A 24,800-nucleotide genomic window follows, 5' to 3' on the forward strand; every position below is an offset into this window, starting at 1 on the left:
TATGGCTAGTGGGACGACTGTCTCGCGACGTACCTACCTGGCGGCGCTCGGAACCGCCGCCGTCGGTGGATACGCTGGCTGCGTAGGGTCGGCCACCGAGTCGGTCTTCGTCCTGTCGGCCGGAAGCCTCGCCAGTACCTTCGACGACCACGTCGCTCCCGCGTTCGAGGCGGAGACGGGGATTACGGTCCACGGCGAGTACTACGGGACCAACGCGGTGATGCGGATGGTCGAGGACCGGACGAAACACCCGGACGTGATCGTGAGCGCCGACGCGACGCTCCTCCGGGACCGTCTCTACGGCGAGTTCACGGACTGGGACGTGGAGTTCGCGACGAACAGTCTCGGCCTCGGCTATCACGAATCGACGTCCGTCGGTCGCGCCCTCGACGCCGGACAGCCCTGGTACGAGGTGGTTCGGGGGGCCGATCCGGGAGAGGTCGCCATCAGCGATCCGGACCTGGATCCGCTCGGCTACCGGGCCGTTCAGGCCTTCGAACTCGCTGCGCGCGAACACGATCTCGACGGGTTCCGAGAACAGATGCTGCAGCGCGTGTACACGGAGCCGGAGGAACCGCAAATGATGGCCGGGGTCGAGAGCGGGTCCCGCGCCGCGGCGGTCGTCTATCGGAATATGGCGATCGACCACGAGATGCCGTTTTTCGAGTTCCCCGACGCGTACAACTTTTCGGACCCCGAGTTGGCGGACCACTACGCGACCGCCACCTACACCACTGACGAGGGATACACCGCGGCGGGCCGACCGATCATCTACAACGCGACCACGAAGGACGGCGCCGACAACCCGGACGCGGGCAGGCGGTTCGTGCAGTTCCTCGCCGACAACCCGGCGATACTCGACGATGCCGGGCTGACCGTCACGACAGCGTTACCCGAGAGCAACGGTGACCCCCCGGGAGCCATCGACGTATGAACCGCACCGATTCCGTCCGTTCGAGGCGATCGCTCCGAATACCGGGACGGTTGGTCCCGGTGGTTCTCGGCGGTCTCCTCCTCGTTTATCTCGCGCTCCCCTTTCTCGCGTTTCTCTCGCGCACCGGGACGGCGAACGTGATCGCCAGACTGTCGGCGCCGGAGGCGCAAGTGGCGATCCGAAACTCCCTGCTCACGGCGCCCGTCTCGACGGCGATCGCGACGCTGTTCGGGGTTCCCCTGGCTTTCGCCCTCGCGCGGACGTCGTTCGCCGGCAAACGGCTGGTCGAGGGGATCGTGATTCTGCCGCTGGTGCTTCCCCCGGTCGTCGGCGGGGCGATGCTCCTGACGGCTGTCGGCCGCTTCACGCCGATCGGACGGGTCGCGGCCGCCGCGGGCGTCCCGCTCACCGGGAGCCTCCTCGGCGTCGTCCTCGCCCAGACCTTCGTCGCCGCGCCCTTCGTGGTCATCACCGCGCGCGCGGGGTTCGGTGCCGTCGACGAACGCCTCGAACAGGCCTCCCGCTCTCTCGGATACGGGCCGCTCGCGACGTTCTGGAACGTCTCGCTCCCGCTGGCTCGCGGCGCGATCCTCGCCGGGGTCACCCTGACGTTCGCGCGGGCCATCGGCGAGTTCGGGGCGACGATGATGGTCGCGTACAACCCCCGAACGATTCCGACCCGGATCTGGATCGACTTCATCGCGGGCGGCATCGATACGATCGTACCGCTCGCGCTCGCCTTGCTCGCCATCACGCTCGTCGTCATCACGGCGGTACAGCGGTTCGGTCGGATTCCGACGGTGGTCGAGGAATGAGGCTGGTGATCGAGCAATGAGGCTCGCGGTCGACGGGCTCTCGCATCGCTACGGCGACGAACTGGCCGTCGACGACGTGTCGTTCGGAATCGAGGCGGGCGAGCTGGTCGCGCTGGTCGGCCCCAGCGGCTGCGGGAAGACGACCGTCGTCCAGTCCGTCGCGGGCCACGTCCGCCCGACGGCCGGGCGGATCGCGCTCCGCGGCGAGGACGTGACTGGCGTGCCGCCCGAGGACCGCGGGATCAGCGTCGTCTTCCAGCGGTCGACGCTGTATCCGCACATGACCGTGGGCGAGAACGTCGCCTACGGGATCGCGGCCCGCGGTATCGACCCCGCTCGCCGGGACCAACTCGTCGACGACCACCTGAAGTTGGTGTCGCTCCGCGAACAGCGGGAGGCGCGGCCGGCCGAGTTGAGCGGCGGGCAGCGGCGACGCGCGGAACTGGCTCGGGCGCTGGCCCCGTCGCCGGACGTGCTGCTGCTCGACGAGCCGCTGTCGGCGCTCGATCGGACGCTGCGCATCCGGTTGCGGGAGGAGATCGCGCGGATCCAGCGGGAGACCGGCGTGACCACGCTGTTCGTCACGCACGACCAGGAGGACGCGATGGCCCTCGCCGACCGCCTCGTCGTGATGAACGGCGGTCGGATCGCCGGCAGCGGACGGCCGCGAGAGCTCTATGAGTCCCCGCCGGGACCGTTCGTCGCGTCGTTCCTCGGCCGGTCGAACACGTTCTCGGGCGCGATCTCGGGAGGGGCCCCGCTCAGGATCCGGGCGGGCGAACAGGAGATCGAGCTCCCGAGCGTCGAGGCGGACGTGCCGGACGGCACGACCGTCACCTGTCACGTGCACCCCGAGGACCTCTCGATCCGTGATCCCGACGTGGAGACCGCGTTGCCCTCGATAGCGGGTCGGGTCAGTCGCGTCGCGGACGTCGGCCGCCGGTACGACGTGACCGTCAGCGTCGGCGACGGAGCAGAACTGGTCGCGGAACACGCGTCGTCGCCGCCGGCGGTCGACGACGCCGTCGCGGTCGCCTTTGCGGCGGACCGACTACACCTGTTCGACCGCGACGAGGGCCGGCGGGTCACGCTCTTGGAAACCTGATCCCGAGATCCGCCGTCGACGACGCCCTGTCCACGAGGATCGCTGCACCCGTCACCCCCTGGCACCGGTGATGTCTCGCCGATTCTCGCGAGACGCTCGTCCGTGCTCACACGAATTGCCCGGAATTTTCGGGCGAGATTCAAGATTTATTCAACCAGAATTTTTCACGATACCGAATAGAATCATTCTATAGCGCTTTCAGTCGCACTTCTACCAAGCTACCGAAACAATTAATTTAGATTCTATTCAACTGATTCTCGATGGCACAAGCAACGGAGCGGCTCCGGCGCTACTTGGAGGACGAACTCGGGGAGTGTCGAAGCGAGGACGTCGAACGCCGACTCGACGAACTGGGAACGCTCGAAGCGGCGCTCGGGAAAACGCAGGTCGAGGCCGAACTCGACGTCGTGTCGGCGCTCGCCAACGAGACGCGCTACACGCTCGTCAGGGTTCTCGTCGCCGCCGAGGGTGAACTCTGCGTCTGTGAGTTGAACGCGGTCGTCGACGTGAGCGAGAGCGGCCTGAGCCACGCCCTCTCGAAACTCGTCGACGCGGGCCTCGTCGAGGGCCGAAAGGACGGTCGCTGGAAAATGTACCGGGCGACGAACCGGGCGGTGGCGTTCGTCACCGTCATCGAGGGGAGCGTGAGCGGCGGCGAGAGAGGCGACGCACCGGGAGGCGAGTAAGGGCGATGAGTGCCGTCGAACACGAGCACGGCCCCGACTGCGAGTGCGAGAGCTGTGGTGATCCCCGGTCGATGGACTTCCTCGACAAGTACCTCACTGTCTGGATCTTCGGTGCGATGGCGATCGGCGTCGGCCTCGGCACCGTCGCACCGTCGGTGACCGGGCCGATCCGGAACCTCCACCTCGTCGAGATCGGACTCGTGCTGATGATGTACCCGCCGCTCGCGAAGGCCGATTACTCCCGGCTCCCGACGGTCTTCAGCAACTGGCGGGTCCTCGGATTGAGCCTGGTGCAGAACTGGCTCATCGGCCCGACGCTGATGTTCGGACTCGCAGTCGTCTTCTTCAGCGGACTCGTCCCCGGACTGCCCGCGCGCCCCGAGTACTTCCTCGGACTCGTGTTCATCGGGATGGCGCGGTGCATCGCGATGGTGTTAGTCTGGAACGAACTCGCCGAGGGCTCGACGGAGTACGTGACGGGGCTCGTGGCGTTCAACAGCCTCTTTCAGATCGTCACCTACGGGGTCTACGTCTGGTTCTTCGCGCTGTTTCTTCCGCCGCTGCTCGGGATGGACGCGCTGTTCGCGGGCATCACGACGTTCGACGTCACGCCGATGCAGGTGTTCGAGGCCATCGTCGTCTTCCTCGGAATCCCGTTCGCCGGTGGCTTTCTGACCCGCTACGTCGGGACTCGGGTCAAGAGCCGCGCGTGGTACGAGGACGTGTTCGTCCCGACGATCGATCCGCTCACGCTCGTGGCGCTGTTGTTCACGGTGATCGTGATGTTCGCGACGCAGGGCGGCGCAATCGTCGCCTCTCCGGGCGACGTCCTGCTGATCGCCGTGCCGCTGACCATCTACTTTGTCGTGATGTTCCTGGTGAGTTTCGGGATGGGACGCGGCATCGGCGCGGACTACTCGACGACGACGGCGATCGGCTTCACCGCGGCCTCGAACAACTTCGAACTCGCCATCGCGGTCGCCGTCGCGGTCTTCGGCGTCGGCTCCGGTGTCGCCTTCGCGACGGTCGTCGGCCCGCTCATCGAGGTACCTGTCCTGTTGGCGCTGGTGAACGTCGCGCTGTACTTCCAAGACCGGTACGACTGGGGCGGGTACACGACCGGCAGCCTCGATGGACCAGCGGGCGACGCTGCGACGGAGCCGACCGAACCGACGACGGACGACGACTGACGGACGGCGGACGCTTCGACGCGCTCGTTTCGGCTCACGCGTACGCCTCGAACTCCTCGCCGAACAGGAGGAAGTAGCCCGTGCCGACGATACCGACGGCGGCCGCGACGGAGAACGCCACCTCGGGGCTCACGAACTCCCAGAGGGCGCCACCGAGCGCCGCGCTCGGGATCACGACAGTGTTTCGCAACAGGTAGTACGTTCCGGTGACGCGTCCACCGGCACCCTGCTGTGCGGGGCCGACGATCAGCGCCTTGTGGGAGGGAAGCCCGGCGAACCGGAGGCCCGAGAACGCGAAGACGACGACCATCGCCACCGAGGTCGCCGGCGCGTTGATCAGGACGACCGGGAAGACGGCGTAGACGGCGAAACCGAGCGCGACGACGGGCTTCAGTCCCACGCGTTCGGCCGCCTTCGCGGCGGGAGCCATCACCAGCAGCGCGACCAGCATCTCGACGCCGAGCAGGTAGCCGAAGAACGCGGCCGGCGAGAGGTCGACGGCGTAGGAGAGTCCCGCGAGCGAGACTGTCGTCTCCAGGCCGACCCCGTAGGTCCGCGTGACCACGAGCACGAAGAAGACGTAGACCATCCCGTTGGCGAAGCGGACGAGCGTGTCGCCGACGAGGAGCGGGCGAAGTTCGCTCGGCATCTCCCCGAGATCCCGACGGATCCGCGCGAGGCCCGCAAAAGAACCGCCGATCGTGTCCTCGCTCGCGTCGTACAGCAGATGCTGCGCGACGGTCCCGACGACGCCGAAGACGACCGCGACGCCCAAGACGTACCGGAAGCTCACCGTGAACGCCGGATGCAGACCGATGAGGACGGCCGCGAGCACGGGGCCGAGCAGGAACGCGGTCCGCCGGAACGTCTCGGTGCTGGCGAAACCCGCCGCGAGCCGGGACGGATCGGTCGCCTGCTTGACGACCGCGAAGGTGGCCCCGAGTCCGAACGACTTCCACGCCTGCGCGAGGAGGAGGCCGGCGAAGATCCAGACCCACGGCTCGACGGTCAGGCCGGCGACTGAGAGCGGTCCGATGCCAGGCGCGACGAGCCAGAGGCCGAACCCGAGCGTCGACACCAGGCCGAACAGCGTGAGCGCGTGCCGCGAGCCGATCCGATCGGAGATCGCGCCGCCGGGATAGGGGTACACCGCGGAGACGACGTTGCCGACGGTCCCGAACAACCCGACGACGAACCCGCTCGCGCCGAGGGCGACCAGGTACTCCGGGAGGAAGCGGTTCGTCATCTGGAAGCCGAGGCTGAACGCGAACATCGCGAGCGACAGCACCAGGACGTCGCGTTCGAGCGCGAAGAACTGGCGGAAGGCGTGAAACGGTCCCGACTCGTCCGCCTCGGTCGCAGTTCGTCCCGACGTCATCTGACGACCGGACGTCGGAACCGGAGTGAGATATATCCCGGTGACCCTACGCGTCCGAGTGACGCTCTGCCGATCGCTCGGCCTCGTACCGCGCAGCCTGCTCGTCGAGAACTGCCTGTCGTTTTCTCCTCGCGCCCTCAGACATCAACTCCTCGCTCCACTCGAACCCGGCGTCGGTGTCGAGTTCGACCGAGCCGACGCCGTCGAGGTCGCCGACGCCGGATTCGACTTCCTCGTAGAAGTACGGAACCATATGGCACATCGGCGAGGTGAGCCGCATCTCGACGTCGACGTGACCGTCGTCGACGTCGACGGATTTCACCAGTCCCATCTCGACGATGTCGAGGTTCGACCCCGTGGCGGCGCTGCAGGGGTCGACGACCTCGCGGAGGCGCTCGCAGACGCGGGAGACGGGGACGCTCCCGTCGGCGTCGACACGGTCGATGGTATCGGGGGCGACTGCGGCCCCGGCGTCGATGGATCCCTCGGATTCGACGTCGCCAGGCCTCTCGGATTCGACGTCGTTGGACTCTTCGGATTCGGCGCTCATTCGGCCACCTCGAACCCCGTGGACTGCCACTCGTCGGTCAGTTCGACGTCGCTGTACTGGTCGTCCTCGGTTTCCGATCGGATCTCGTCGATATCGAAGCCGTGCGCCTCCGCCCAGTTCTCACCGAGGATCTTCTTCTTGTCCTCCTTCGTGATCTCGAACGTCCCGGAGAAGCTCTTCATCTCCGGGAAGTCGTACTCCCAGAAGCGTTCGAGCAGGAGACCGGGGTGGAAGTGCGGCGCGCCGGTGCCCCAGAGGATCTTGTCGAGCGCCTGCTCGCCCCCGCCGTAGAGGAGGTCTTCGAGCGTCTCAGCGAAGGACTCGGGCGACGTGACGAGTTCCGCAAGCGTGAGTTCGAGATTGACGTAGACGTTGGGGTGCCGGGCGATCTGCCAGCCGGTCTCCTTGGCGAACGAGAGCCCGCCGTGGACGATCTCGAAGGTGAGATCCGGGAACGACGCGGCCGCCTCCTCGACGTCGCCGACCTTGTACGAGTCCATCGGGACCGCGCCGAAGGGGAGTGCCTTGTGCACGGCGACGACGTCGAGGCCGAGGTCGGCGGCGTGTTCCCACAGCGGGAACGCGACCTCGGGGTCGTCCATCTTGAAGCCGTGGTGGGTCCCGTCCTGTTCCCAGTAGGAGGGGTACACCTTCACGCCGTGGGGGTCGAACGCCTCGACCTGCCGGGTCAGTTCCGCCTGCGGGTCCTCCATCCCGACGGCGTCGACGCTGGCCAGCGCCGCCGCCCGCGTCGGGTTGCGCTCGACGAACTCCCTGGCCTTCGCCTCGGCGGTGAGCCCGTCGTGGAACACCGTGATGGACTGGGGGTGAACGACGGCGAAGTCTGTCCGGCTCTCCCGGAAGAGCGAGTTCTCGGTCTCCTCGATCGGCCAGTCGCTGAGGAACGACTCGCGGGTCCGCCGGTACCCCTCGGGCATCTTGCTCTCCAGTCCGACGCCGATCTCGGCGACCTGCTGCGCGTACCGCGGCACTCGGAAGTTCGATTCGGCCTGGTTGTACGCGTGCACGACGGCGTCCGCGACGAACACGTCGTCCAGTTCGCTCATAGCTCTTTAATGATAGACCGTAATCATATGTGTTTGGGAGCGGGAGACCCACGCTCGTGGTAAAGAGGCGGCCCGGAGCGGTGTCGAACCGCGAGAACGAGAGCCGCAGGGAGAATAGGGAGTCCCGTAGCCATCCGGCAGGTTCGGTCGGGACGGGATACCGGTGACGCTCGTTCCCCGGCCGCGGGAACCTATGGGCGACTACGATACTGCCGATCAGCTTCCGGCGGATCCGGTCGCGACCTCGGCGCGAGGCCGAGAGACGGCGTCGTCGGCACGCCAGACGTTCCCACGGCGGCCGACGCGCGAGAGGTCGAGGCGGACGGACTCGCCGACCGACAGCGACGAAAGCGCCTCCCGGGTGGCGTCGTCGGCGAAATCGACCAGGTGGTAGGTCGCGTGTGTCGTGGTCGAACGAACCGTCACCGCGTCGTGGCTGTTCATCTCGGAGACTACTGTGAACGAATCAGGACTAGAACCGGTATTTGAACTCATTCTATCCAGTTAGAAGAGGAATTAGTTGATAAATCTACGCTATAAAGAATATAAGGGGTATGAACGTGTTATTCGAAATGGAGGAGACAACCTCGGACAGGTCGGATGCGAGACGTTCCCATCGGTAGCTGGTTGTCGGCTTCGAGCGACTCGATCGACAGTTGTCCCCGAGAAACGGTTATCTCACCGAGTCGCCATCAATCGGTATGATCGAGCCACTGATCCGACTCTTCGAGGGCCTGTCCGCGAGCGAAGCGACGCTCGTGGTGCTTATCGTCTCTCTCGCGGCCGCCGTCGCGATGGAGTTCGTCGTCCTCCGACTCGCCAAACGGTACGTCTCCGCCACCGACACGGAGTACGACAACATCGTCTTCTCCACGCTCCGCGTGCCGATGGTCGTCACCGCGGCGCTGGTGGGGGTGTTCGTGCTCACGCAGGTCCCCTCGGTGCGATCGTCGGTGGTAATCGATCCGGGGACCCTCGACGACCTGTTCGGACGACCCGCGCTCTCGATTCTCGTCCTCGTGTGGGCGTACGCCGCCAACAAGGTGGTGAACCGACTCGTCGCCGCCGTCAACGAGGAGGGCGGGCGGTTCGACTTTGCACCCGTCTTCTCGAACATCTGGACGCTGTCGGTCGTCGTCGGCAGCGCGGGGACGCTGCTGTGGCTCTGGGGCATCGAGATCACGCCGCTTCTGGGGGCCGCGGGCGTGGCGGGGATCGCCGTCGGCTTCGCCGCGAAGGACACCGTCGCGAACTTCTTCGGGGGGATCGCCCTGTACTTCGACGACACCTACAAGCTCGGCGATTACATCGTCCTCGACGACGACACCGCCGGGACGGTCATCAAGGTCGGCGTCCGCTCGACGACGCTTCTCACCCGCGACGAGGTGATGGTCACCGTTCCCAACGCCGCGCTCAACGCCGCGAAGGTGACGAACGAGTCCGCGCCGCAGCGCCGCCGTCGCATCCGGGTGCCGATCGGCGTCGCCTACGGGACCGACATCGACGCGTTCGAGGAACTCCTCGTCGAGGTCGCGATGGCGGAGTCGCTGGTTCGCGACTCGCCGAAGCCGCGGGCGCGGTTCCGCTCGTTCGGCGACTCGGCGCTGCAGTACGAACTCCTCTGCTGGGTCAACGGTCCCACGCGACGGCGGCGCGCGCAGCACGAACTCAACCGCGCGCTGTACAAGGCGCTGAACGCGGCCGGGATCGAGATTCCATACCCGAAGCGCGACGTGACAGTCACCGGAGCGGTCCCCGACCTCGCGACCGAGGCGAACGCCGGGAGGACGGCGGTCCACTCCGCAGAGGAGGGCGTCGCTAACAGGCGCGACAGGCACGATCCGGCGTAGATGCAGCGGTCTCGGAGGGCCGCAGCGTCGTGAGTTACGACATCGTCGTCGTTATGGTTGCCCCCGCGAATGCTGCGGTATGGACCTCCTGGGACGGCTGTACGCGGAGGACTCCGACGGCGACGACCCCGCGGAACCGCGGGTCGCGCTCTTCGTCGACGGGCCGAACGTCCTCCGCGACGAGTTCGACGTCGACCTCGACGACGTCCGCGAGGCGGCCGCGGCGGCCGGGCAGTTGACCGCGATGCGGCTCTATCTCGACGAACACGCGACGCCGGGGCTGATTCAGGCGGCGGAAGCGCGGGGCTTCGAGGTCGTCGTCACGAGCGGCGACGTCGACGTCCGGCTGGCGGTCGACGTGACCCGCTTCGCCGTCGAGGACCGCGCGGACGTGATCGCCATCGCCTCCCGCGACACCGATTTCAAGCCCGCTATCGAGACCGCGAACGCCTACGGCTGTCGGACGTTCGCCATCGCACCGGGGGAGTTCGGCCGCTCGGACGCCCTGCGGAACGCGGCGACCGAACGCGTCACGATCGAGGAGGCGAGCGACGAGGACGACGGCCCCACCCTGGTCGGGTACGACGGGTAAAGTGGCACGGTCACACTGTCGTGGCACGGTCACGCTGTCGTGACACGGTCACGCTATCGCCGAAAAGCGGACGAACTTTTGCACCCGAGCGAGGAGAGAGTGTATGGAAGAGCTCGGAACGCCGGTGCTCGACAACCACCTCCACCTCGACCCGAAGCACGGCCGCGGCCTCGACGCCGTCCGCGACTTCGCGCGTCTCGGCGGGACGCACCTGCTCGTCGTGAACAAGCCGTCGTGGCTCCTCGGCGTCGAGCCCGACGCGGGCGGCGACTTCCGTCCCGTCTTCGAGACCACGATCGACGTCGTCGACCGCGCGAGCGAGATCCTGCCGGGGACGGCGTGGCCCGTCCTCGGCGTCCACCCCGGTCTCGTCTCGAAACTCGTCGACGACCGCGGGTTCTCCTCCGCGGAGGCGGGCGAACTGATGCGCGCGGGGTTGGATCAGGCAGCCGAGTTCGTCCGCGACGGCGACGCGCTCGCGCTGAAGTCCGGCCGACCGCACTACGACGTCTCCGATGACGTGTGGGCGGCCTCAAACGAGGTGATGCGGCACGCGTTCGCGCTGGGCGCGGACCTCGACTGCGCCGTGCAGTTGCACACCGAGGCGTCCGAGGACCTGACCGAGGTGGCCGAGTGGGCCGAGGAGCGCGGCCTGCCGTCCCACCGGGTCGTCAAGCACTACGCCGGCGGCACGCTGGCCGGGCCGACGCCGAGCGTGATGAGCGAGAAAGAGCGACTGGAAGTCGCCGCCGAGTCGGGCGCGCCGTTCCTGATGGAGACGGACTTCGTCGACGACCCCGACCGCCCGGGCGCGGTCCTGGGTCCGAAGACCGTCCCGCGGCGCGTCCGGTGGCTGCTCGACGAGGGCCACGGTGAGGCCGTCGAGCGCGCCCACGTGGAGACGCCGCAGCGGGTCTACGGGATCGACACGCGCGCGACGCTGTCGCGGTGAGGACTCGCCGTTCGGTCTGGGGCGGGCCTCGGCCCCTGTCCACCTCCGGGGGCGCGGGAAGTACCGTATCAATACTTATGTTTTCGAGCCGACTACTTCTAGCTATGCCCCACGGTCACGACCGGGACAGCCGGAACGCGTCAGGCACCGACTCGACCTACGAGTGCCTGCGATGCGGCAGCATCGTCGAAGCGAGTTCCAACCCCGGGACCTGCGAGTGCGGTGGGCAGTTTCAGAACCGGCGCAAGTCCCTGGAGTAACGACCGAAGTGGTCGATCGACGACGGTGTGTCGGCGTTCGGGCGTCGGGGGCGGGGTCACGGCAATCACGACACCGAGAGATGAGTTATCGTGAGCCCCGCAAAACCGGGCCTCGACAAGAAAGGCATTTGAATCCCGGCGGGAATGGTGGAGTATGACCGAGGCCGAGGAGACCTACTACACCGAAGAACGCTGGCAGAACTGGCTCTCCCGCGTCGAAGAGGAAGAGCTCGATCCCGAGAACGAAGACTCCGCGCGATTGCTCCTGAATCTCCAGGACGACGCCGCCATCGCGGTGGCGAAGATCGTCTCCGCGTACGAGGAGGATCGGCTCGACGACGAGGAAGCGATCGAAGAACTCGAACGCGTCCGGACGATCGTCCTCTCGGAGCCCGAACTGGACATCGAGGATGACGCCGCGCGCGAGGACAAAGAGATGCTCGTCGACGGCGTCCAGACGAGCCTCGTCTGCGTCTTCTACGCCGCGGAGGAGTACATCGTCGCCGGCGCGGCCGAGGAGGCCCCGCTCTCGGAGTACGTCGAAGCCGCGGCGGCCGCCGAGCAGGACGACGATATGGACGCCGCACTGGGCTACCTCGTGCAGGCCGGCACGCGGATCATCGTCGGCGACGAACTCGATATGGCCGTCGTCGACGACCTGGAGTACGGCCTCGTCTCCGAGTGGGTCAACGGCCTCGACAGCCTCCAGAGCGCGATGAGCGACCCCGAAGTCGTCGAAGAAGAGGAAGACGACGACTGAAACCTGAGCGGAGCCGACGTCACTCGTTCCGGCCTCGGTTCGTCCCCCGTCTCGGCGGCAACGTTTTTATCCGGTAGTCGCCGAATCGGAACCATGTCTCTCCGAGACGACGACAGGGCCGTGACCGTGCAGATCGGCGCGGTCCTGTTGCTCGGGTTTCTCGTCGTCTCGCTGTCGCTGTACCAGGCGACCGTCGTCCCGAACGAGAACCGCCAGGTCGAGTTCCAGCACAACCAGCGCGTGCAGGCGGATATGCAACAGGTCAGGAACGCCATCCTCGGGACGGCCGCGACGGGATCGTCAGCACCGACCGGCGTCGAACTCGGGACGCGCTATCCGACGCGCGTCGTCGCCGTGAACCCCGGCCCGCCGAGCGGGACGCTCTCGACTGCGGACCTCGGAACCATCCGGATCGAGAACGCGACGGCCGACGATGAGTCGACGGCGGGTCCCGACTACCCCGAGACGGCGGACTTCTGGGACGGCGACACCACGCGCACCTACACCACGAAGTCGCTGGTCTACCGACCGGACTACGCGAACTACGACGCCGCCCCGACGACGGTCTACGAGAACGGGGTCGTGTACAACCGCTTCGACTCGGGGACCCTCACGCGGACCGGGCAACCGATCGTCGCCGGGAAACGGATCTCACTCGTCGCGCTCTCGGGGAACCTCTCGCGCGGCGGGGCCAGCACGCTCTCGATGAATCCGCGGGCGGTGAGCACCTCGACACGGACGATCAGCGTCTCGAACGTCGCGGAAGGCGAGAACGTCTCGGTCTTCGTCCCCTCGCGGCTGAACGCGCAGTCGTGGACGGACCTGCTGAACGAGACCGGCGAGTACGACCCGGCTGCCGACCCCGATAACGACGCGTACGTCTACCGGGTCGAGAACGTCGAGAACGGCGGACAGGACGGCGTCGAACTGTTCTTCGAGCCCGACGCGACCTACCAGCTGAAGCTCTCGAAGGTCGGCGTCGGGAGCGGCGTCGGCGACACCGAGCCGGCGTACCTGACGAGCGTCGACGACCTCGAGTCGAACCCCTTCGAGAGTCGCACTTATCCGTTCACGGTCGAGTTGCGCGACAAGTACAACAATCCCATCGGACGCAGCGTCGAGGCCGGGAGCGAGGAGACGACGATTCCGGACGGCGTGGTTCTCGAACCGGGACGCTACCGCTATCGGTACACCGCGCCCGACAGTTCGGCGGCGAGTTCGGACTCGATTGGCGTGACGTTCCTGACTGAGTCCAGCGATCCCGTCTACGACGTCGGGAACCCATCTTTCGAGGGAGAGCGCGTGGAAAACGTGGAGTACGACGTGGACATCCAAGCGGCGGGTGGGGGTGGTGACGGTGGGGGTGGCGACGGCACAGGTCCGCTCGCCTTGCAGGCAGGCAGTGGCGAAGCGAACGCGAACGGAGGTGAATCGACTGGAATTCAGTTCGTGATGAATAACGAGGGAAGCGAGGCAGTGACGATCGAGAGCATCGAACTGTCCGATCCCTCAAACACTGCGTCGCTGGTGTACGAAAGCAACGGCGGTGACGGTGACGGACAAAACGAAGTGTTCGTCGACGTCGGCGATAACGGCGCCAACACAAACGATCCGGAGGACGGATACTACGATTCTGGCGACGGGAACGGAAACAATAACAACTGGCAAACCGGGACGACCGGCACACTCGACGACTCGGCACAGTTATCCGGATCCGAGTCTGCGCGGGTGTACATCTACCGATTTTACCAGTCACGAAGTGGCGCGGGGAGCAGCACGACGGCAGATATGACTGGTGAGAGTATTACAGTTAGATTCACATACACTGTAAACGGCAATGAGTACACGGAAAGTTACGACGTAACCGCTTCGGCGTAGATACACTATCAGGGCTGAAATTTAGAAGGGACATTTTATCAGAGTACCACGGATATAGCCGCGAGTGAGCGGTCCGCTACCTACTACTGTCAACCGCGCCCAAACAGAGTCCCTCGGGAGCCTGCTCCTCGTCGCGGTGGTCGTCGTCAGCGGAGCGACCTTCGGCGCGTACTACGTCGCCTCGACGAGTGGCGGTGGTGCGGGCGGGTCGGCGGGCGGTGCCGGCGGTGCGGCAGGGTCGACGGCGGACTTTACGCTGTCTGCGAGTGAGGAAACGCTCCAACTCGAACACAACGGCGGGCCGTCGTTCTCGGTCGACGACCTTCGCGTGACCGTCAGGAACGACTCCGGGGAGTTCTCGTACGCCTTCGCTGACGGACAGATCCGCGGCGACGCGAACGGGCAGTTCGACCCCGGAGAGACGTGGCAACTGGCGTGGGCACAGTCCGCCGGTGCGGACGTCACTGTCTCGCTCGTCGACGACGACGCGGAGACGCTCCTGCTTCAGGAGACGGTCTCGATCACCGAGAAGTCGACTGTTCGCCCGGCCGACCTCGCACAGGGAGAGACAGCATCTGACGGCGGGAGTCTGCCTCCGGGTGATGAAGACGGCAGCGACCAGACTCCGGGCGATGGCGAGGATACCGACGAGGCGGAGAAGCCTTCAGGGCCGTGGTTAGACGTCGACGACGACGGCGAGTACGAGACCGCCGACGGCGACGTAACCGTCGACCTCTCGTCCGGGACGGTCCCCGGCAGTTACTCCGAGACGGCGTCGTCGGCCACGCTTCGCGTTCCGGACGACGTAACGGTCGAGACAGGGCGGAACGCGATCGATCTGAGCGCCGAAAACGTACGTCTCGCCGGCACGCTACGAACGAAGGGTTCGGTCGCGCTCAACGTGCCCGGGTACGTGGCTCTTCCCGGAGGCACGATCGACAATGCGGGCGGATGGAACAGTGTCACGGTGAAATCAGGCGATGACCGTATCACCGCCAGCAGTGCATCCATTCAGTCGAGAGGAAGCATCTCGATATCCGGAGCCCACGGCGTACAGATGACGGAGTCCGTCGTCGACAACACCGCCAACTGGAACAGTATCAGCATCAAGTCCGGCGACGGGGCGACCGATCTCGAAGGGACGACCGTGGCCTCGCGGGGCAGTATCTCGGTCGCGGCGTCGGACGCGGTGCGACTCCGCAACGGACAGATCAATAATCTACGGGGCTCGAACAGCGTGACCGTCAAATCCGAGCAAAGTGCCGTCGTCGCCCCTGGGGTGAGTGTCACCTCAAAAGGCTCTATTTCGATCTCTGGCTCGCAGGGCGTCCAAATGGGGTCGGCTACGATCACCAACGCCGCCGGGAGCAACAGTCTCACCGTCGCGTCCGGTGGCGGGGCAGTCGACGTTCACAACGCTGATATCGGATCGAAGGGGAGCATCTCGATCACGGGATCGACTGGCGTCGACACCACCTCCACGTCGATCGATAACGAAGCGGGGTGGAACAGCGTCACCGTCTCGACGGACGACGGCTCGGTTTCTGGCGACCGGATGACGATCAAGTCGCAGGGAAGCGTGACCGTCAAAGCCAGTGACGGAGTTATTGCTCAAAACACGGAGATAATCACCCGAAGTTCGGTAGCTATCAGAGGGTCGACGGCCGTCGACGTCGGCCAGTCGCTGATTACCAACGAGGAAGGTGACGGCAGTGTAACCGTGATTTCGGATACTGAGGCGGTCGACGCTGTCCGAACCCGCGTGGCCTCCGGCGGGAAGGTGTCTATCACCGCGGGGTCGTCAGTGCGCCTGACGGGAACGACGGTCGACAACACTGCGGGATGGAGCGGCGTGTACGTCACGTCCACGGACCGTCGTCTCTCGGCCCGTGAACTATCGGTCAAAACGAAGGGCGATCTCCGTCTCACCGGGGACGAGAACGTGACGCTGACAGACGCCGAACTGGACGCCTCGGAGGGGTGGGGTAGCCTCGACGTGAGTTCCGGGAACCGCCTCGAAATCGATAACGCGACCGCCGTCGGCAAAGGGCAGATATCGATCAGCTCGGGACGTGGCATCGACGCCACCGGGTCCACCCTCGACAACGCGGAGAGCTACAACAGCATCTCCCTTGCAGTGAGCGATGCAGGCGATATACTGCTCGTCGAGACGACGATCCGGTCACGAGGGCACGCTTCGGCTGAAGTTCCCGTGGAGTCGAGCAACCCCCAGGGAGAAGGTAGCGGACGTGGGAAAGGCCAGGGCCGCGGGGAGGGCACCTCAGACGACGAAAACGCTTACATCGTCGACGTCACGGACGCCATTATCGGCGACGCGGACGGGTACTTGGAGGTCTCTCCGGAGAGCGCGGTGGTCGGCGACCCGGCATCGGGAGTCGCCGGCAGCAACTGAGACGACGCCGCCGCACTTAGACGATCGTCGACAGTGCTATCGACAAACCAATAAGCGGTACGCGAGATAGACGAGGTATGACTGCCGTCGGCATCGACGCCATCGAACTCTGGACGGGTAAACTGCGACTCGATCTGCCGAATACCTTCGCGCCGGTGAAGGGCGAAGACCCCGGCAAGTACACGAAAGGAATCGGCATCGAGTACTCCTCGCTCCCGGACGTCTACGAGGACATCGTGACGATGGGCGCGAACGCGGCGAAGCGCCTGATGGACCGCGAGGGACTCACCCCCGACGACATCGGTCGGATCGACGTCGCGACCGAGTCCGCCTTCGACAACTCCAAGCCGGTCTCGACGTACGTCGCCGGCTGTTTAGAGCAGGTCTACGACGGCGACTTCCACCACGCGAACAAGGGCGAGCGGAAGTTCGCGTGCCTGTCGGGCACGCAGGTCATCGACGACGCGTACAACTGGATCCGCGCGGGTCGGAACCGCGGGCGCGCGGCGCTCGTGATCGCGACCGACACGGCGCTGTACGAGCGCGGCGACCCCGGCGAGGCCACCCAAGGGGCCGGCGCGGTGGCGATGCTCGTCGACGAGGACCCCGACGTCGTCGCGCTCTCGACCGAACAGGGCTACGGGAGCGCCGACGAGACCGACTTTCTGAAACCCAACCAGCAGTTCCCGAGCGTCGACGGCAAGCGCTCGATCCAGGTGTATCTCGCGCGGATGCGCGAGGCCCTCGAGGACTACGAGTCAGTCGCCGGCGACACCCACCCCGACGATTTCGTCTACTTCCCGTTCCACACGCCGTACCCGGGAATGGTCCGGAAGGCCGCGTTGCTCGGGTATCGCCACATCACTCGCGGCACCGACATCGAGGACGCACTCGCCGACGACATCGGGATGCAGCCGCGCGAAGCCGACTTCGCGGAGTGGGACGACTACGAGGAGGCGATCCGGGCGTACATGGACGAACTGAAGGAGACGCGTCGGTACCGCGAGTGGTACGAGCGAGCGATCGATCCGACGGTCCGGATCGCCGGACAGGTCGGCAACTGGTACACCGGATCGGTCCACCTCGCGCGGCTGTCGGCGCTCCGTGCCGCCGCCGAGGAAGACGCCGACCTCGTCGGCGAGAAACTGCTCGTCGGCTCTTACGGGTCCGGCGCGCAGGCGGAGATTCACGCCGAGACCGTACAGGACGGCTGGCGCGAAGGCGTCGAGGCCGTCGACGTCGAAGCCCGCCTCGACAATCGCTACGACCTCTCGTACGAGGAGTACGAACTCGTTCACGACGTGCACAACCACGAGAAGGAGGTCGAGGTCGACGAGTTCACACAGCCCTCCGGCGAGTTCGTCTTCACCGGTTGGGGACGGATGAACGAACGACGCTACGAATACGTCGAGTAGAGGCTGCCGAACCAGTTTTTACGGTACTGACGCGAATGTCGAGTCGATGAGCGAGCGATCGTGGCGCTTCCGAACCACCCGCGGACTCGTGACCGTCCGCGAGGACGCGATCGCCGTCCGATCGACGCCCGGTCGGTTTCTCGCCGGGCAGCGGCGGCGGTGGTGGGCCGGTGACTGGCGGGACCGGGGGTGGATGGCGTTTCAGGCGACCGGGTTGCTCTGGTCGCTGGGGGGACTCGCGCTCCACGCCGCCGACGCCCTCCAAGCAGGGGTGACGGGCGTGGGACTGGCGTCGACGCCGCACCTCGTCGCCTTCGCGCTGTTCGCGTACGCGTTCTGGTCGAACCACGTGGGGGAGACCACGATCCCCGTCTCGAACGTCGAACGAATCACGCTGGACGAGGAGGCGGGAGAGCTCACGATCGAACACCGGACCGACGGGGGCCTCCGCTCGGTCGTTTCGGACGACGAGCGGGAGTTGAGCCTCTCGCTTTCGACTGCGGAGGCCCGTCGGGAGGCCAGAGAGATCTTCCGACTCCGGGGCATCGATCTCGATGCGCCCGAGGAACCGGAGGAAGAGCCCGAATATCGGATGGTGACGAAGAGCGGCGTCTGTTTCTGTGCGGACTGTCGATCCCAGGTGTCGCCCGGTGACGATACCTGTCCCGTGTGCGGGTACGCGTTGCGAGTTACGCGGTCGGCCGACTCTGACGCCGACCGGATCACCGAGGAGTCCGTCGCACGGGCGTGAATCGGGCCGGTCCGGTGTGTCACCGACGACGCGCCGGTCAGGGGAGTCGCCGCAGGTCCTCCAACATCTCCTCGAGGTCGCGGTTCGATATCGCGAGCGAAAACCCGTCGATCGTCGCGAGCGCCGGCGCGTGCTCCCAGAGGTCGTCCTCGGTGAGACCGTGGAGGATGACGGCGTTCGGGGTCGGGTTGACGACGCGCATCGCCACGAGCGGCGACTCACCGCGGGTGACGCCCGTGAACACCAGGGCTCGCGACGTCGACTGACCGTAGAGGCGGTAGAACTCCTCGGAGGACAGCCGAGTGATGGCCTCGATGCTGTTGATCACCGTGTGCCCGCTGATCCGGTCCTGATCGCCGCGGACGAGTTCGGTCGCGTCCATCGCCTCGTACAGCGTCTCCAGCGGGATCGAGGTCGGGTATTCCCGAAGGTCCTGGACGATGTCGCTCTCGAAGCCCGCGGAGATGACCCGGGCGTACTGGCGGATGCGGCCGCCGCCCCGGGATTCGTCGATGTCCAGCAGCGCCTCGACCATCCGCCGGACGACGCCGATACCGGGGCTCTCGCGCCGGCCGCTCTCGTAGTCGGAGATGACTGAGGAGGAGACGTCCAGTTGCTCGGCGAGGGCGGTCTGAGAGACGTCGAAGTCCGTCCGCCACTTCCGGAGCGTCGCGCCCGGATCGTCACTCAACGTAATTTCGCCCGCGATCCGACGTGCGAGGTCTTCTCTGGGAACAGTCGTCACGACCGGCACCCCTCCGGTATCGGGCTCTCTCGGCACATACTGGTGGAACGTGGGAGAGGCGGCCGCAAAAGCGTATCGAAGGTGGGGTTCGACGAACGCCGATACCCGACGGGAAGGGGGCACGAACGTTCAAGTCCGATCACGGCGCAGATACCTGCGTGCCTTCCACGCTCGTTCACGTCTCGCTCGCGTTACTGCTCGCCGCCGGGCTCCTCGGCGAGGAGTTCGACGCCCGAAGCGCGCTCGTCGTCGCGGCGGTGACCGTGATCCCGGACCTCGACGTCGCGCTCGAACCCGTGCTGTCGGGCGCACATCGCTCCGTCGGCCACACGTTCCTGCTTCCGGCGATCCTGTTCGCGGCGCTCCTGTGGGACTCCCGACGCGGGACCGCGTCCGCCCTCCGGCGTCGGTACGGTGCCCGCGGCGTCCGCGTCGCGTTCGTCGCGGTCTTCTGTCTCTTCGGGGCCGCGATCGTTCCGGACCTCGTGGTCGGCGGAGTGAACGCGTTGTATCCGCTGCACGACACGTTCTATACGGTCGACGGACGGTTGTTCTACTCGACCGACCGCGGGTGGGTCCAGACGTTCGTCGACCTCTCGCCCGACGAACCGACGGAGCGGCGGACGACGGGCAACTTCGACTTCCGGACCGTGCTCGACGCGGAACCGACGCTCGGCGTCGAGCAGTCGGGTTCCGGTGGATCGGGAGCGGGCGGCGACGGCGGGTCCCAGCGCGTCGAGCGCCTCTTCCCGGTCGCGATGACGGGCTTTCGCGCGTGGCTGCTCCCGCTGTCGGCGTTCGTGACGGTGACTCGACTGTGGCGGGCCCACCGGACGTCCGGCGGCGACGCGGGCGGCCGATGAATCGAGGGGCTCGAGTCGCGGCGGCGACCGATGACAGCGTTCTTGTCGCTTCCCCGTGGAACTACATCGATGAGCGAGCAGGCAGCCGCCGACGGACGCGTCCGTCCGTACGACCGCGAAACCGACCGCGAAGCGCTCTGGGAGTTGAAACGGGGCTTCGAGACGGGAATCGGCGAGGGAACCGGCGGCGACGACAAGGGGGCGGTTTACGAGGAGAAGTTGACCGACGAGTACCGCGAGCGGTGGCTCGCGTGGGTCGACCGCTGCGTGGAGGAGGACCCGGGATGCGTCGTCGTCGCCGCGGCCGACCCCGCGGATTCGACGGCGACGGTGGGCGATTCCCCCGCGGATTCGAAGCGGCGTGGGGACGCCGACCTCGTCGGATACGCGTTCGTCCTGCCGGAGTCGCTGTCGTTCGTCTGGGACGCCGCCGTCCTCAACGAGATCTTCGTCGCTCCCGAGGAGCGTGGAACGGGCGTCGCCGACGATCTGATGAAGGCCGCCGTCGAGTGCGCTCGATCGCAGAACCTCCCGCTCGATCGGATGGTGCTCGACGTGGATCGGGAAAACGACAGGGCGCGGGCGTTCTACGAGCGCTACGGCTTCGAACACTGGGGCGAGATGGTCGCGAGAGAGCTGTAGCGAGGGATCGTCGGTAGTGAGCGCGTTACGCCGGCGGCGAGCGGGTTACGCCCGACTGCCGGACGCGAACGAGCCCACGGCACCGCCGAGCGCCCCGAAGACGAGCGGGTAGACGAGCCCTGCGAGGAGAACTGCGGTCACGAGCGTCGGGCCGGCCGTCGAGTCGCCGACGGCGATCGAGAAGAGGAACGCGCCGGCGACGGCCAGTGGGAGGTAGCCGAGCGTGACCGATGCGCCGCCGACGGCCCCGGCGACGGCCGTTTCGGACCGGCCGACGACGGCGACGAGAGCGCCGGCGACGACGAGCACGACCGGCGGGAGGAGAAAGAGCGCCGCCGGGAACGTGTCGCCGCGCCCGACGAGGTTCACCGCCGTCGAGCCGAACAGTCCGGGGATCTCGCTCGTGACGTAGTGGGCGCTGTAGAACACCCAGCCGACGAGTTTCCACGTCCCGGGATCGCCCGTGGCGATTTCCAGCACGCGGGCCGCCAGCGAGTTCGCGATCTGTTGGCCGGTCACCGCGTACGTGATCGCGTACGCGACGAGGTACGAGAGTACGCCGCCGACTGCGGCGGTACCGAGTGTTCGTCGATCCGGAGCGATTCCGTCGCCGGACGCCGGGGCCGATTCGGAGCGAGACATCGTTTCCACGTGGCCAAGGGTACATAGGTATCTTCTGGTCCCGACCGTCGAGCGGCAATCGCTCAGAAGCGCCTATCGACGGCGGAGCTCCGACGGGCGTCGACTGCGGAGGCCGCCGACCGCCGCCGGCCGGGGCCGAAGCCCGCCCGCCGTCACTCGATTCCGACGGGCGGTTTCTCCCGGCGGCCCGTGATTTCGTCCGGGTGGAGTCGGTAGAGTTGATACTCCAGTTCCCGCGGGGCCTCCTCGTAGATCGTGAAGAACGGAATGTCGATCGATCGAATCGCCTCGACCACCGTCCCGTCGATACTCGCCTCGGGGATCTCCGAGAGCGTTCCGCGGACGACCGTCGACTCCCATCCCAGGTCGCCCTCGTTGGTGACCACGAGGACGACCCGTTCGGAGTTCGCGAGATACTGTTTCTTTTCGGAGTCCTCGCCGAATCCGAGGCGGAGGTACACGTCGTCGCCGTCGTAGCCGTACGAGACGGGAATCGCGTAGGGATCGTTCTCCTCGGCGAGCGCCAGCACGCCGACGCCGCCGGTCCCGAGCAGTTCGTCGATCTCATCGCGGTCCATCACGACCGCGCTCTCTTCGTCGGTCATACCTAATTGTTCGGTCTACTGACTCATAAACCATCGCTCGGTGTACCAAATTGTCCACCGTCGCGGCCGGCGGGCATCCGACCCGCAGAAGCTAAACGGGTCTCGCCCCTTCGCCCGACAATGACCGACTGGACCGAACGGTACCGTCCGTCGACCCTCTCGGAGGTCCGCGGCAACAACAAGGCCCGCGACGCCCTGAAAGAGTGGGCCGAGACGTGGCCCGACCACCGCGAGCCGGTCGTCCTCCACGGTGCGCCCGGCGTGGGAAAGACCTCCGCGGCCCACGCGCTGGCGAACGATCTGGGCTGGGAAGTCGTCGAACTCAACGCCTCCGACGAGCGGACTGCCGACGCCATCGAGCGGTTCGCGGGCCGGGCGTCACGCAACACGACGCTCGCCGGATCGGTCGGCGACGGCAGCGGCGGCCGCCAACTCGTCGTGATGGACGAGGCCGACAACATCCACTACCAGTACGATCGCGGGGGCAAACAGGCAGTCACCAGCCTGCTGAAGGAGGCGAACCAGCCGATTGTCCTCATCGCCAACGAGTACTACGATATGTCGAACGGCCTGCGCAACGCCGCGCGGGAGATCGAGTTCCGCGACGTCTCAGCGCGGTCGATCGTGCCCGTCCTCCGCGACATCCTCCGCAAAGAGGGAGTCGAGTTCGACGAGGAGGCGTTAGAGCGGATCGCCGAGGCCAACAGCGGCGACCTCCGCGCCGCGGTGAAGGACCTCCAGGCGACCGCCGAAGGCCTCGAGAAAGTGACGCTCGACGACGTGACGACGGGATCGAGAAACCGCACAGTCGGCCTCTTCGAGTTCCTCGATGCGGTGTTGAAAGAGAAGCCCGCCGAGGAGGCGCTTCGGACCGCCTACGACGTCGACGAGACGCCCGACGACCTCCTCAAGTGGGTTGAGGACAAAGTGTCGTTGGTCTACGAGGGCGAGGAACTCGCCCGCGCTTACGAGTTCCTCTCGAACGCCGACGTCTGGACGTCCCGCGTGTACACGACGGACTTCGACTACAGCTGGTGGCGCTACGCGACCGACAACCTCGCCGGGGGCGTCGCGGCCGCGCGCGACCGGACCCGCGGCGGGTGGACCCAGTACGGGGGCGCACCCTACCGCTCGACGCGCGATGCGACCCGGGACGCGGTGGTCCGCTCGATCGCCGAGTCCGGCGGCTTCTCGATGGCGACGGCCCGCCTGGACGTGCTGCCGTTCCTCGCAGCGATGACGCACCACTGCAAGCCCCGAGAGCTGACCGTCGCGATGGCCGCGTGGTACGACCTCGACGAGGCCGGCGTCTCTTACGTCACGGGCAGCGGCGAGACGACGAACAAGGTGCAGTCGATCGTCGAGGACGCGAGCGAACTGCGGGCGGAGGCGGTCGAGGATCACGCCGGCGACGCGTTCGGGGAACGCGAAACCGAGGGAGACGTGGACGAGGAGTCGGGGACCGAGGACGCCGACGACCAGCAGACGTTCGATTCCGACGTCCTGGACCGCGAGGGCGCGGACGAAGGCGGTTCGGAGGCAGACGACCCCGAAGCGGCCGACGAGGACGACGGACAGGCGGGCCTGTCGGACTTTATGTAAATTGCCTCGGGGTCAAGCCCGAAGCTTTCGCGTGAACGCGTCGGAACCGCGAGGCCGACCGCAACGCCCGTCACCCGGCCGCGAGACCGACACGCCCGACGCTACGGAGCCGACGCGGGGCGGTCGAGCGTCGAGACCGCGACTTCGATGAGGACGCTGCCGACGGCGGCCGGCCCCGCGATGAGCGCGCCGAGCGCCGCGGCCTCGACCGCCCCGGTGAGCGCGATGCCGGCGACCGCGCCGCCGACCCCGCCGAGGGCGTAGCCGGCGGTGGCGTAGCCGAGCGCCGACCCCCACGAGACGTTTCGGAACACGACGATGAGCGCCGCGCCGAGCGCGATCGGAATCCCCTCGGCGACGGCCGCGAGCAGGAGTCCCGCGGCGAGCACCACGGCCGTGAACCGGGCCAGTCCGACGACGGTGCCGAGCGTGAGTTGCTCCAGTCCGCTGGCGGGACCGGTAGCCGCGACCGCGACTCCCGCGAGCACGGCGAGCGCGTGGACGGCGAGGAGCGTCACTTCGATCCGCCTGCCGGTCACGCGGGAGACCAGCAGACTCAGCCCCGCGAGGGGCGGGAGGGCGAGAAGCGTCGCGATCGCCGCGAGGATGACGACGAACCCGGCGCCGGGGACGTTGGTCACGGTCGACGCTACGCGGACGGGCGATAAGTGCTTTGTCGAGCGGTCGAGCGTCAGGCATCGGCGCGCGTTCGCGACGAGGGTTCCGTCCGCAGTTCGTCGCATCGACTGATCGGGTCGCCAGCCTGTCGAGTCGTCGAGGCGCAGCGGCAGAAGACTTAGAACGCGTCCTCCGTTTGGGGTCACACGATCGGCGTATGGTGCTCACCGAAGCGACGGGCGTCCTGTGCGTGCTCGCCGGGGGATACGCGCTGGCTCGCCCGCTGTCGATCCGCAACTACCCGAGCGCGGACCACTGGGAGTCGGACCCCGAGAGCGCGAAGCAGGAACAGCGCGCGTACGCATCGATGACGGCGTTCTTTATGATACTGGGCGGGATCGCGCTCGTCGTTCTCGGACTGCTCGGGCACGGGCCCTGAGCGGTACCGCAGAATGGGAACCGCGGCCCCGCTGTCCAACGAGCGCTC

The 24,800-nt window shown here is 66.8% G+C and carries 26 protein-coding genes; 18 read left to right on the forward strand and 8 right to left on the reverse strand.

From position 1 onward, the window contains the following. The first annotated feature begins 1 nt into the window (after position 1). The 5 genes from NO360_RS03555 (at position 2) to arsB (ending at position 4,730) form a co-directional block, all read left to right on the forward strand. On the forward strand, positions 2-934 hold the full coding sequence (locus NO360_RS03555; RefSeq protein WP_256306074.1) for an extracellular solute-binding protein: 933 nt from the start codon (positions 2-4) through the stop codon (positions 932-934). Further along, positions 931-1,749, forward strand: coding sequence for an ABC transporter permease (locus tag NO360_RS03560; RefSeq protein ID WP_256306075.1), 819 nt, complete (start codon positions 931-933; stop codon positions 1,747-1,749). Before NO360_RS03555 ends, NO360_RS03560 begins: the two co-directional genes overlap by 4 nt. 16 nt (positions 1,750-1,765) lie before the next feature. After that, a complete protein-coding gene (locus NO360_RS03565; RefSeq protein WP_256306076.1) occupies positions 1,766-2,854 on the forward strand; it encodes an ABC transporter ATP-binding protein in 1,089 nt (362 codons plus the stop codon). Positions 2,855-3,114: 260 nt separating this feature from the next. Beyond that, entirely contained in the window at positions 3,115-3,540 is a 426-nt protein-coding gene (locus NO360_RS03570; RefSeq protein ID WP_256306077.1) for an ArsR/SmtB family transcription factor, read from the forward strand. Between the two features lie 5 nt (positions 3,541-3,545). Further along, positions 3,546-4,730: an ACR3 family arsenite efflux transporter gene (gene arsB, locus NO360_RS03575; protein WP_305149076.1), complete on the forward strand. Its 1,185-nt coding sequence runs from the start codon at positions 3,546-3,548 to the stop codon at positions 4,728-4,730. A 34-nt stretch (positions 4,731-4,764) separates the two neighbouring features. Here the strand turns inward: arsB and NO360_RS03580 are convergent, their stop codons facing one another. The 4 genes from NO360_RS03580 to NO360_RS03595 form a co-directional block, all read right to left on the reverse strand. Next, on the reverse strand, positions 4,765-6,108 hold the full coding sequence (locus NO360_RS03580) for an MFS transporter (RefSeq protein ID WP_256306078.1): 1,344 nt from the start codon (positions 6,106-6,108) through the stop codon (positions 4,765-4,767). 46 nt (positions 6,109-6,154) lie between these two features. After that, positions 6,155-6,658 (reverse strand): metal-sulfur cluster assembly factor, encoded by a 504-nt coding sequence (locus tag NO360_RS03585; protein ID WP_256306079.1) that lies wholly within the window; start codon positions 6,656-6,658, stop codon positions 6,155-6,157. Then, entirely contained in the window at positions 6,655-7,725 is a 1,071-nt protein-coding gene (locus NO360_RS03590) for an amidohydrolase family protein (protein WP_256306080.1), read from the reverse strand. Before NO360_RS03590 ends, NO360_RS03585 begins: the two co-directional genes overlap by 4 nt. A gap of 216 nt (positions 7,726-7,941) precedes the next feature. Continuing rightward, positions 7,942-8,220: a DUF7999 family protein gene (locus tag NO360_RS03595; RefSeq protein WP_256306081.1), complete on the reverse strand. Its 279-nt coding sequence runs from the start codon at positions 8,218-8,220 to the stop codon at positions 7,942-7,944. A gap of 206 nt (positions 8,221-8,426) precedes the next feature. Between NO360_RS03595 and NO360_RS03600 the strand changes: the two genes are divergently transcribed. From NO360_RS03600 to NO360_RS03640, 9 genes are all read left to right on the forward strand, one after another. After that, positions 8,427-9,575 carry a mechanosensitive ion channel family protein gene (locus NO360_RS03600; protein WP_256306082.1) on the forward strand — a complete coding sequence of 383 codons (1,149 nt, stop codon included), beginning with the start codon at positions 8,427-8,429 and terminating at the stop codon, positions 9,573-9,575. 79 nt (positions 9,576-9,654) lie between these two features. Beyond that, positions 9,655-10,167 carry an NYN domain-containing protein gene (locus NO360_RS03605; protein WP_256306083.1) on the forward strand — a complete coding sequence of 171 codons (513 nt, stop codon included), beginning with the start codon at positions 9,655-9,657 and terminating at the stop codon, positions 10,165-10,167. Positions 10,168-10,270: 103 nt separating this feature from the next. After that, positions 10,271-11,119 carry a TatD family hydrolase gene (locus NO360_RS03610; protein ID WP_256306084.1) on the forward strand — a complete coding sequence of 283 codons (849 nt, stop codon included), beginning with the start codon at positions 10,271-10,273 and terminating at the stop codon, positions 11,117-11,119. A gap of 104 nt (positions 11,120-11,223) precedes the next feature. Next, complete coding sequence (locus tag NO360_RS03615; RefSeq protein WP_256306085.1) at positions 11,224-11,379, forward strand: rubrerythrin-like domain-containing protein; 156 nt, start codon at positions 11,224-11,226, stop codon at positions 11,377-11,379. Between the two features lie 154 nt (positions 11,380-11,533). Further along, positions 11,534-12,139, forward strand: a complete 606-nt coding sequence (locus tag NO360_RS03620) for a DUF2150 family protein (RefSeq protein ID WP_256306087.1) — start codon at positions 11,534-11,536, stop codon at positions 12,137-12,139. A gap of 93 nt (positions 12,140-12,232) precedes the next feature. Continuing rightward, a complete protein-coding gene (locus NO360_RS03625; RefSeq protein ID WP_256306089.1) occupies positions 12,233-14,017 on the forward strand; it encodes a hypothetical protein in 1,785 nt (594 codons plus the stop codon). A 64-nt stretch (positions 14,018-14,081) separates the two neighbouring features. Further along, entirely contained in the window at positions 14,082-16,430 is a 2,349-nt protein-coding gene (locus NO360_RS03630) for a hypothetical protein (RefSeq protein WP_256306091.1), read from the forward strand. A 77-nt stretch (positions 16,431-16,507) separates the two neighbouring features. Beyond that, entirely contained in the window at positions 16,508-17,845 is a 1,338-nt protein-coding gene (gene hmgB, locus NO360_RS03635) for a hydroxymethylglutaryl-CoA synthase (protein WP_256306093.1), read from the forward strand. Positions 17,846-17,891: 46 nt separating this feature from the next. Further along, positions 17,892-18,596 carry a hypothetical protein gene (locus NO360_RS03640; RefSeq protein WP_256306095.1) on the forward strand — a complete coding sequence of 235 codons (705 nt, stop codon included), beginning with the start codon at positions 17,892-17,894 and terminating at the stop codon, positions 18,594-18,596. Positions 18,597-18,633: 37 nt separating this feature from the next. Here NO360_RS03640 and NO360_RS03645 read toward each other — a convergent pair whose 3' ends face one another. Further along, entirely contained in the window at positions 18,634-19,341 is a 708-nt protein-coding gene (locus NO360_RS03645; protein ID WP_256306096.1) for a helix-turn-helix domain-containing protein, read from the reverse strand. A 158-nt stretch (positions 19,342-19,499) separates the two neighbouring features. Here NO360_RS03645 and NO360_RS03650 point away from each other — a divergent pair, with 158 nt between their 5' ends. Further along, the gene (locus NO360_RS03650) at positions 19,500-20,204 is read left to right on the forward strand and encodes a metal-dependent hydrolase (protein WP_256306098.1); all 705 of its coding nucleotides are present in this window, start codon (positions 19,500-19,502) and stop codon (positions 20,202-20,204) included. A 69-nt stretch (positions 20,205-20,273) separates the two neighbouring features. Next, positions 20,274-20,846: a GNAT family N-acetyltransferase gene (locus tag NO360_RS03655; protein WP_256306099.1), complete on the forward strand. Its 573-nt coding sequence runs from the start codon at positions 20,274-20,276 to the stop codon at positions 20,844-20,846. A 45-nt stretch (positions 20,847-20,891) separates the two neighbouring features. On the opposite strand, the gene NO360_RS03660 is transcribed toward NO360_RS03655, so the two are convergent. Then, positions 20,892-21,488 carry a DUF7978 family protein gene (locus NO360_RS03660; protein WP_256306100.1) on the reverse strand — a complete coding sequence of 199 codons (597 nt, stop codon included), beginning with the start codon at positions 21,486-21,488 and terminating at the stop codon, positions 20,892-20,894. A 152-nt stretch (positions 21,489-21,640) separates the two neighbouring features. Further along, a complete protein-coding gene (locus NO360_RS03665) occupies positions 21,641-22,093 on the reverse strand; it encodes a pyridoxamine 5'-phosphate oxidase family protein (protein WP_256306101.1) in 453 nt (150 codons plus the stop codon). A gap of 120 nt (positions 22,094-22,213) precedes the next feature. Here NO360_RS03665 and NO360_RS03670 point away from each other — a divergent pair, with 120 nt between their 5' ends. Next, entirely contained in the window at positions 22,214-23,695 is a 1,482-nt protein-coding gene (locus tag NO360_RS03670) for a replication factor C large subunit (RefSeq protein WP_256306102.1), read from the forward strand. 101 nt (positions 23,696-23,796) lie between these two features. Here NO360_RS03670 and NO360_RS03675 read toward each other — a convergent pair whose 3' ends face one another. Next, positions 23,797-24,336 carry a hypothetical protein gene (locus tag NO360_RS03675; protein ID WP_256306103.1) on the reverse strand — a complete coding sequence of 180 codons (540 nt, stop codon included), beginning with the start codon at positions 24,334-24,336 and terminating at the stop codon, positions 23,797-23,799. Between the two features lie 194 nt (positions 24,337-24,530). On the opposite strand from NO360_RS03675, the gene NO360_RS03680 reads away from it, so the two are divergent. Continuing rightward, a complete protein-coding gene (locus NO360_RS03680; RefSeq protein WP_256306104.1) occupies positions 24,531-24,752 on the forward strand; it encodes a hypothetical protein in 222 nt (73 codons plus the stop codon). Positions 24,753-24,800 lie beyond the last annotated feature (48 nt).

It is taken from the genome of Halobellus litoreus (assembly GCF_024464595.1).
Lineage (GTDB): Archaea > Halobacteriota > Halobacteria > Halobacteriales > Haloferacaceae > Haloquadratum > Haloquadratum litoreum.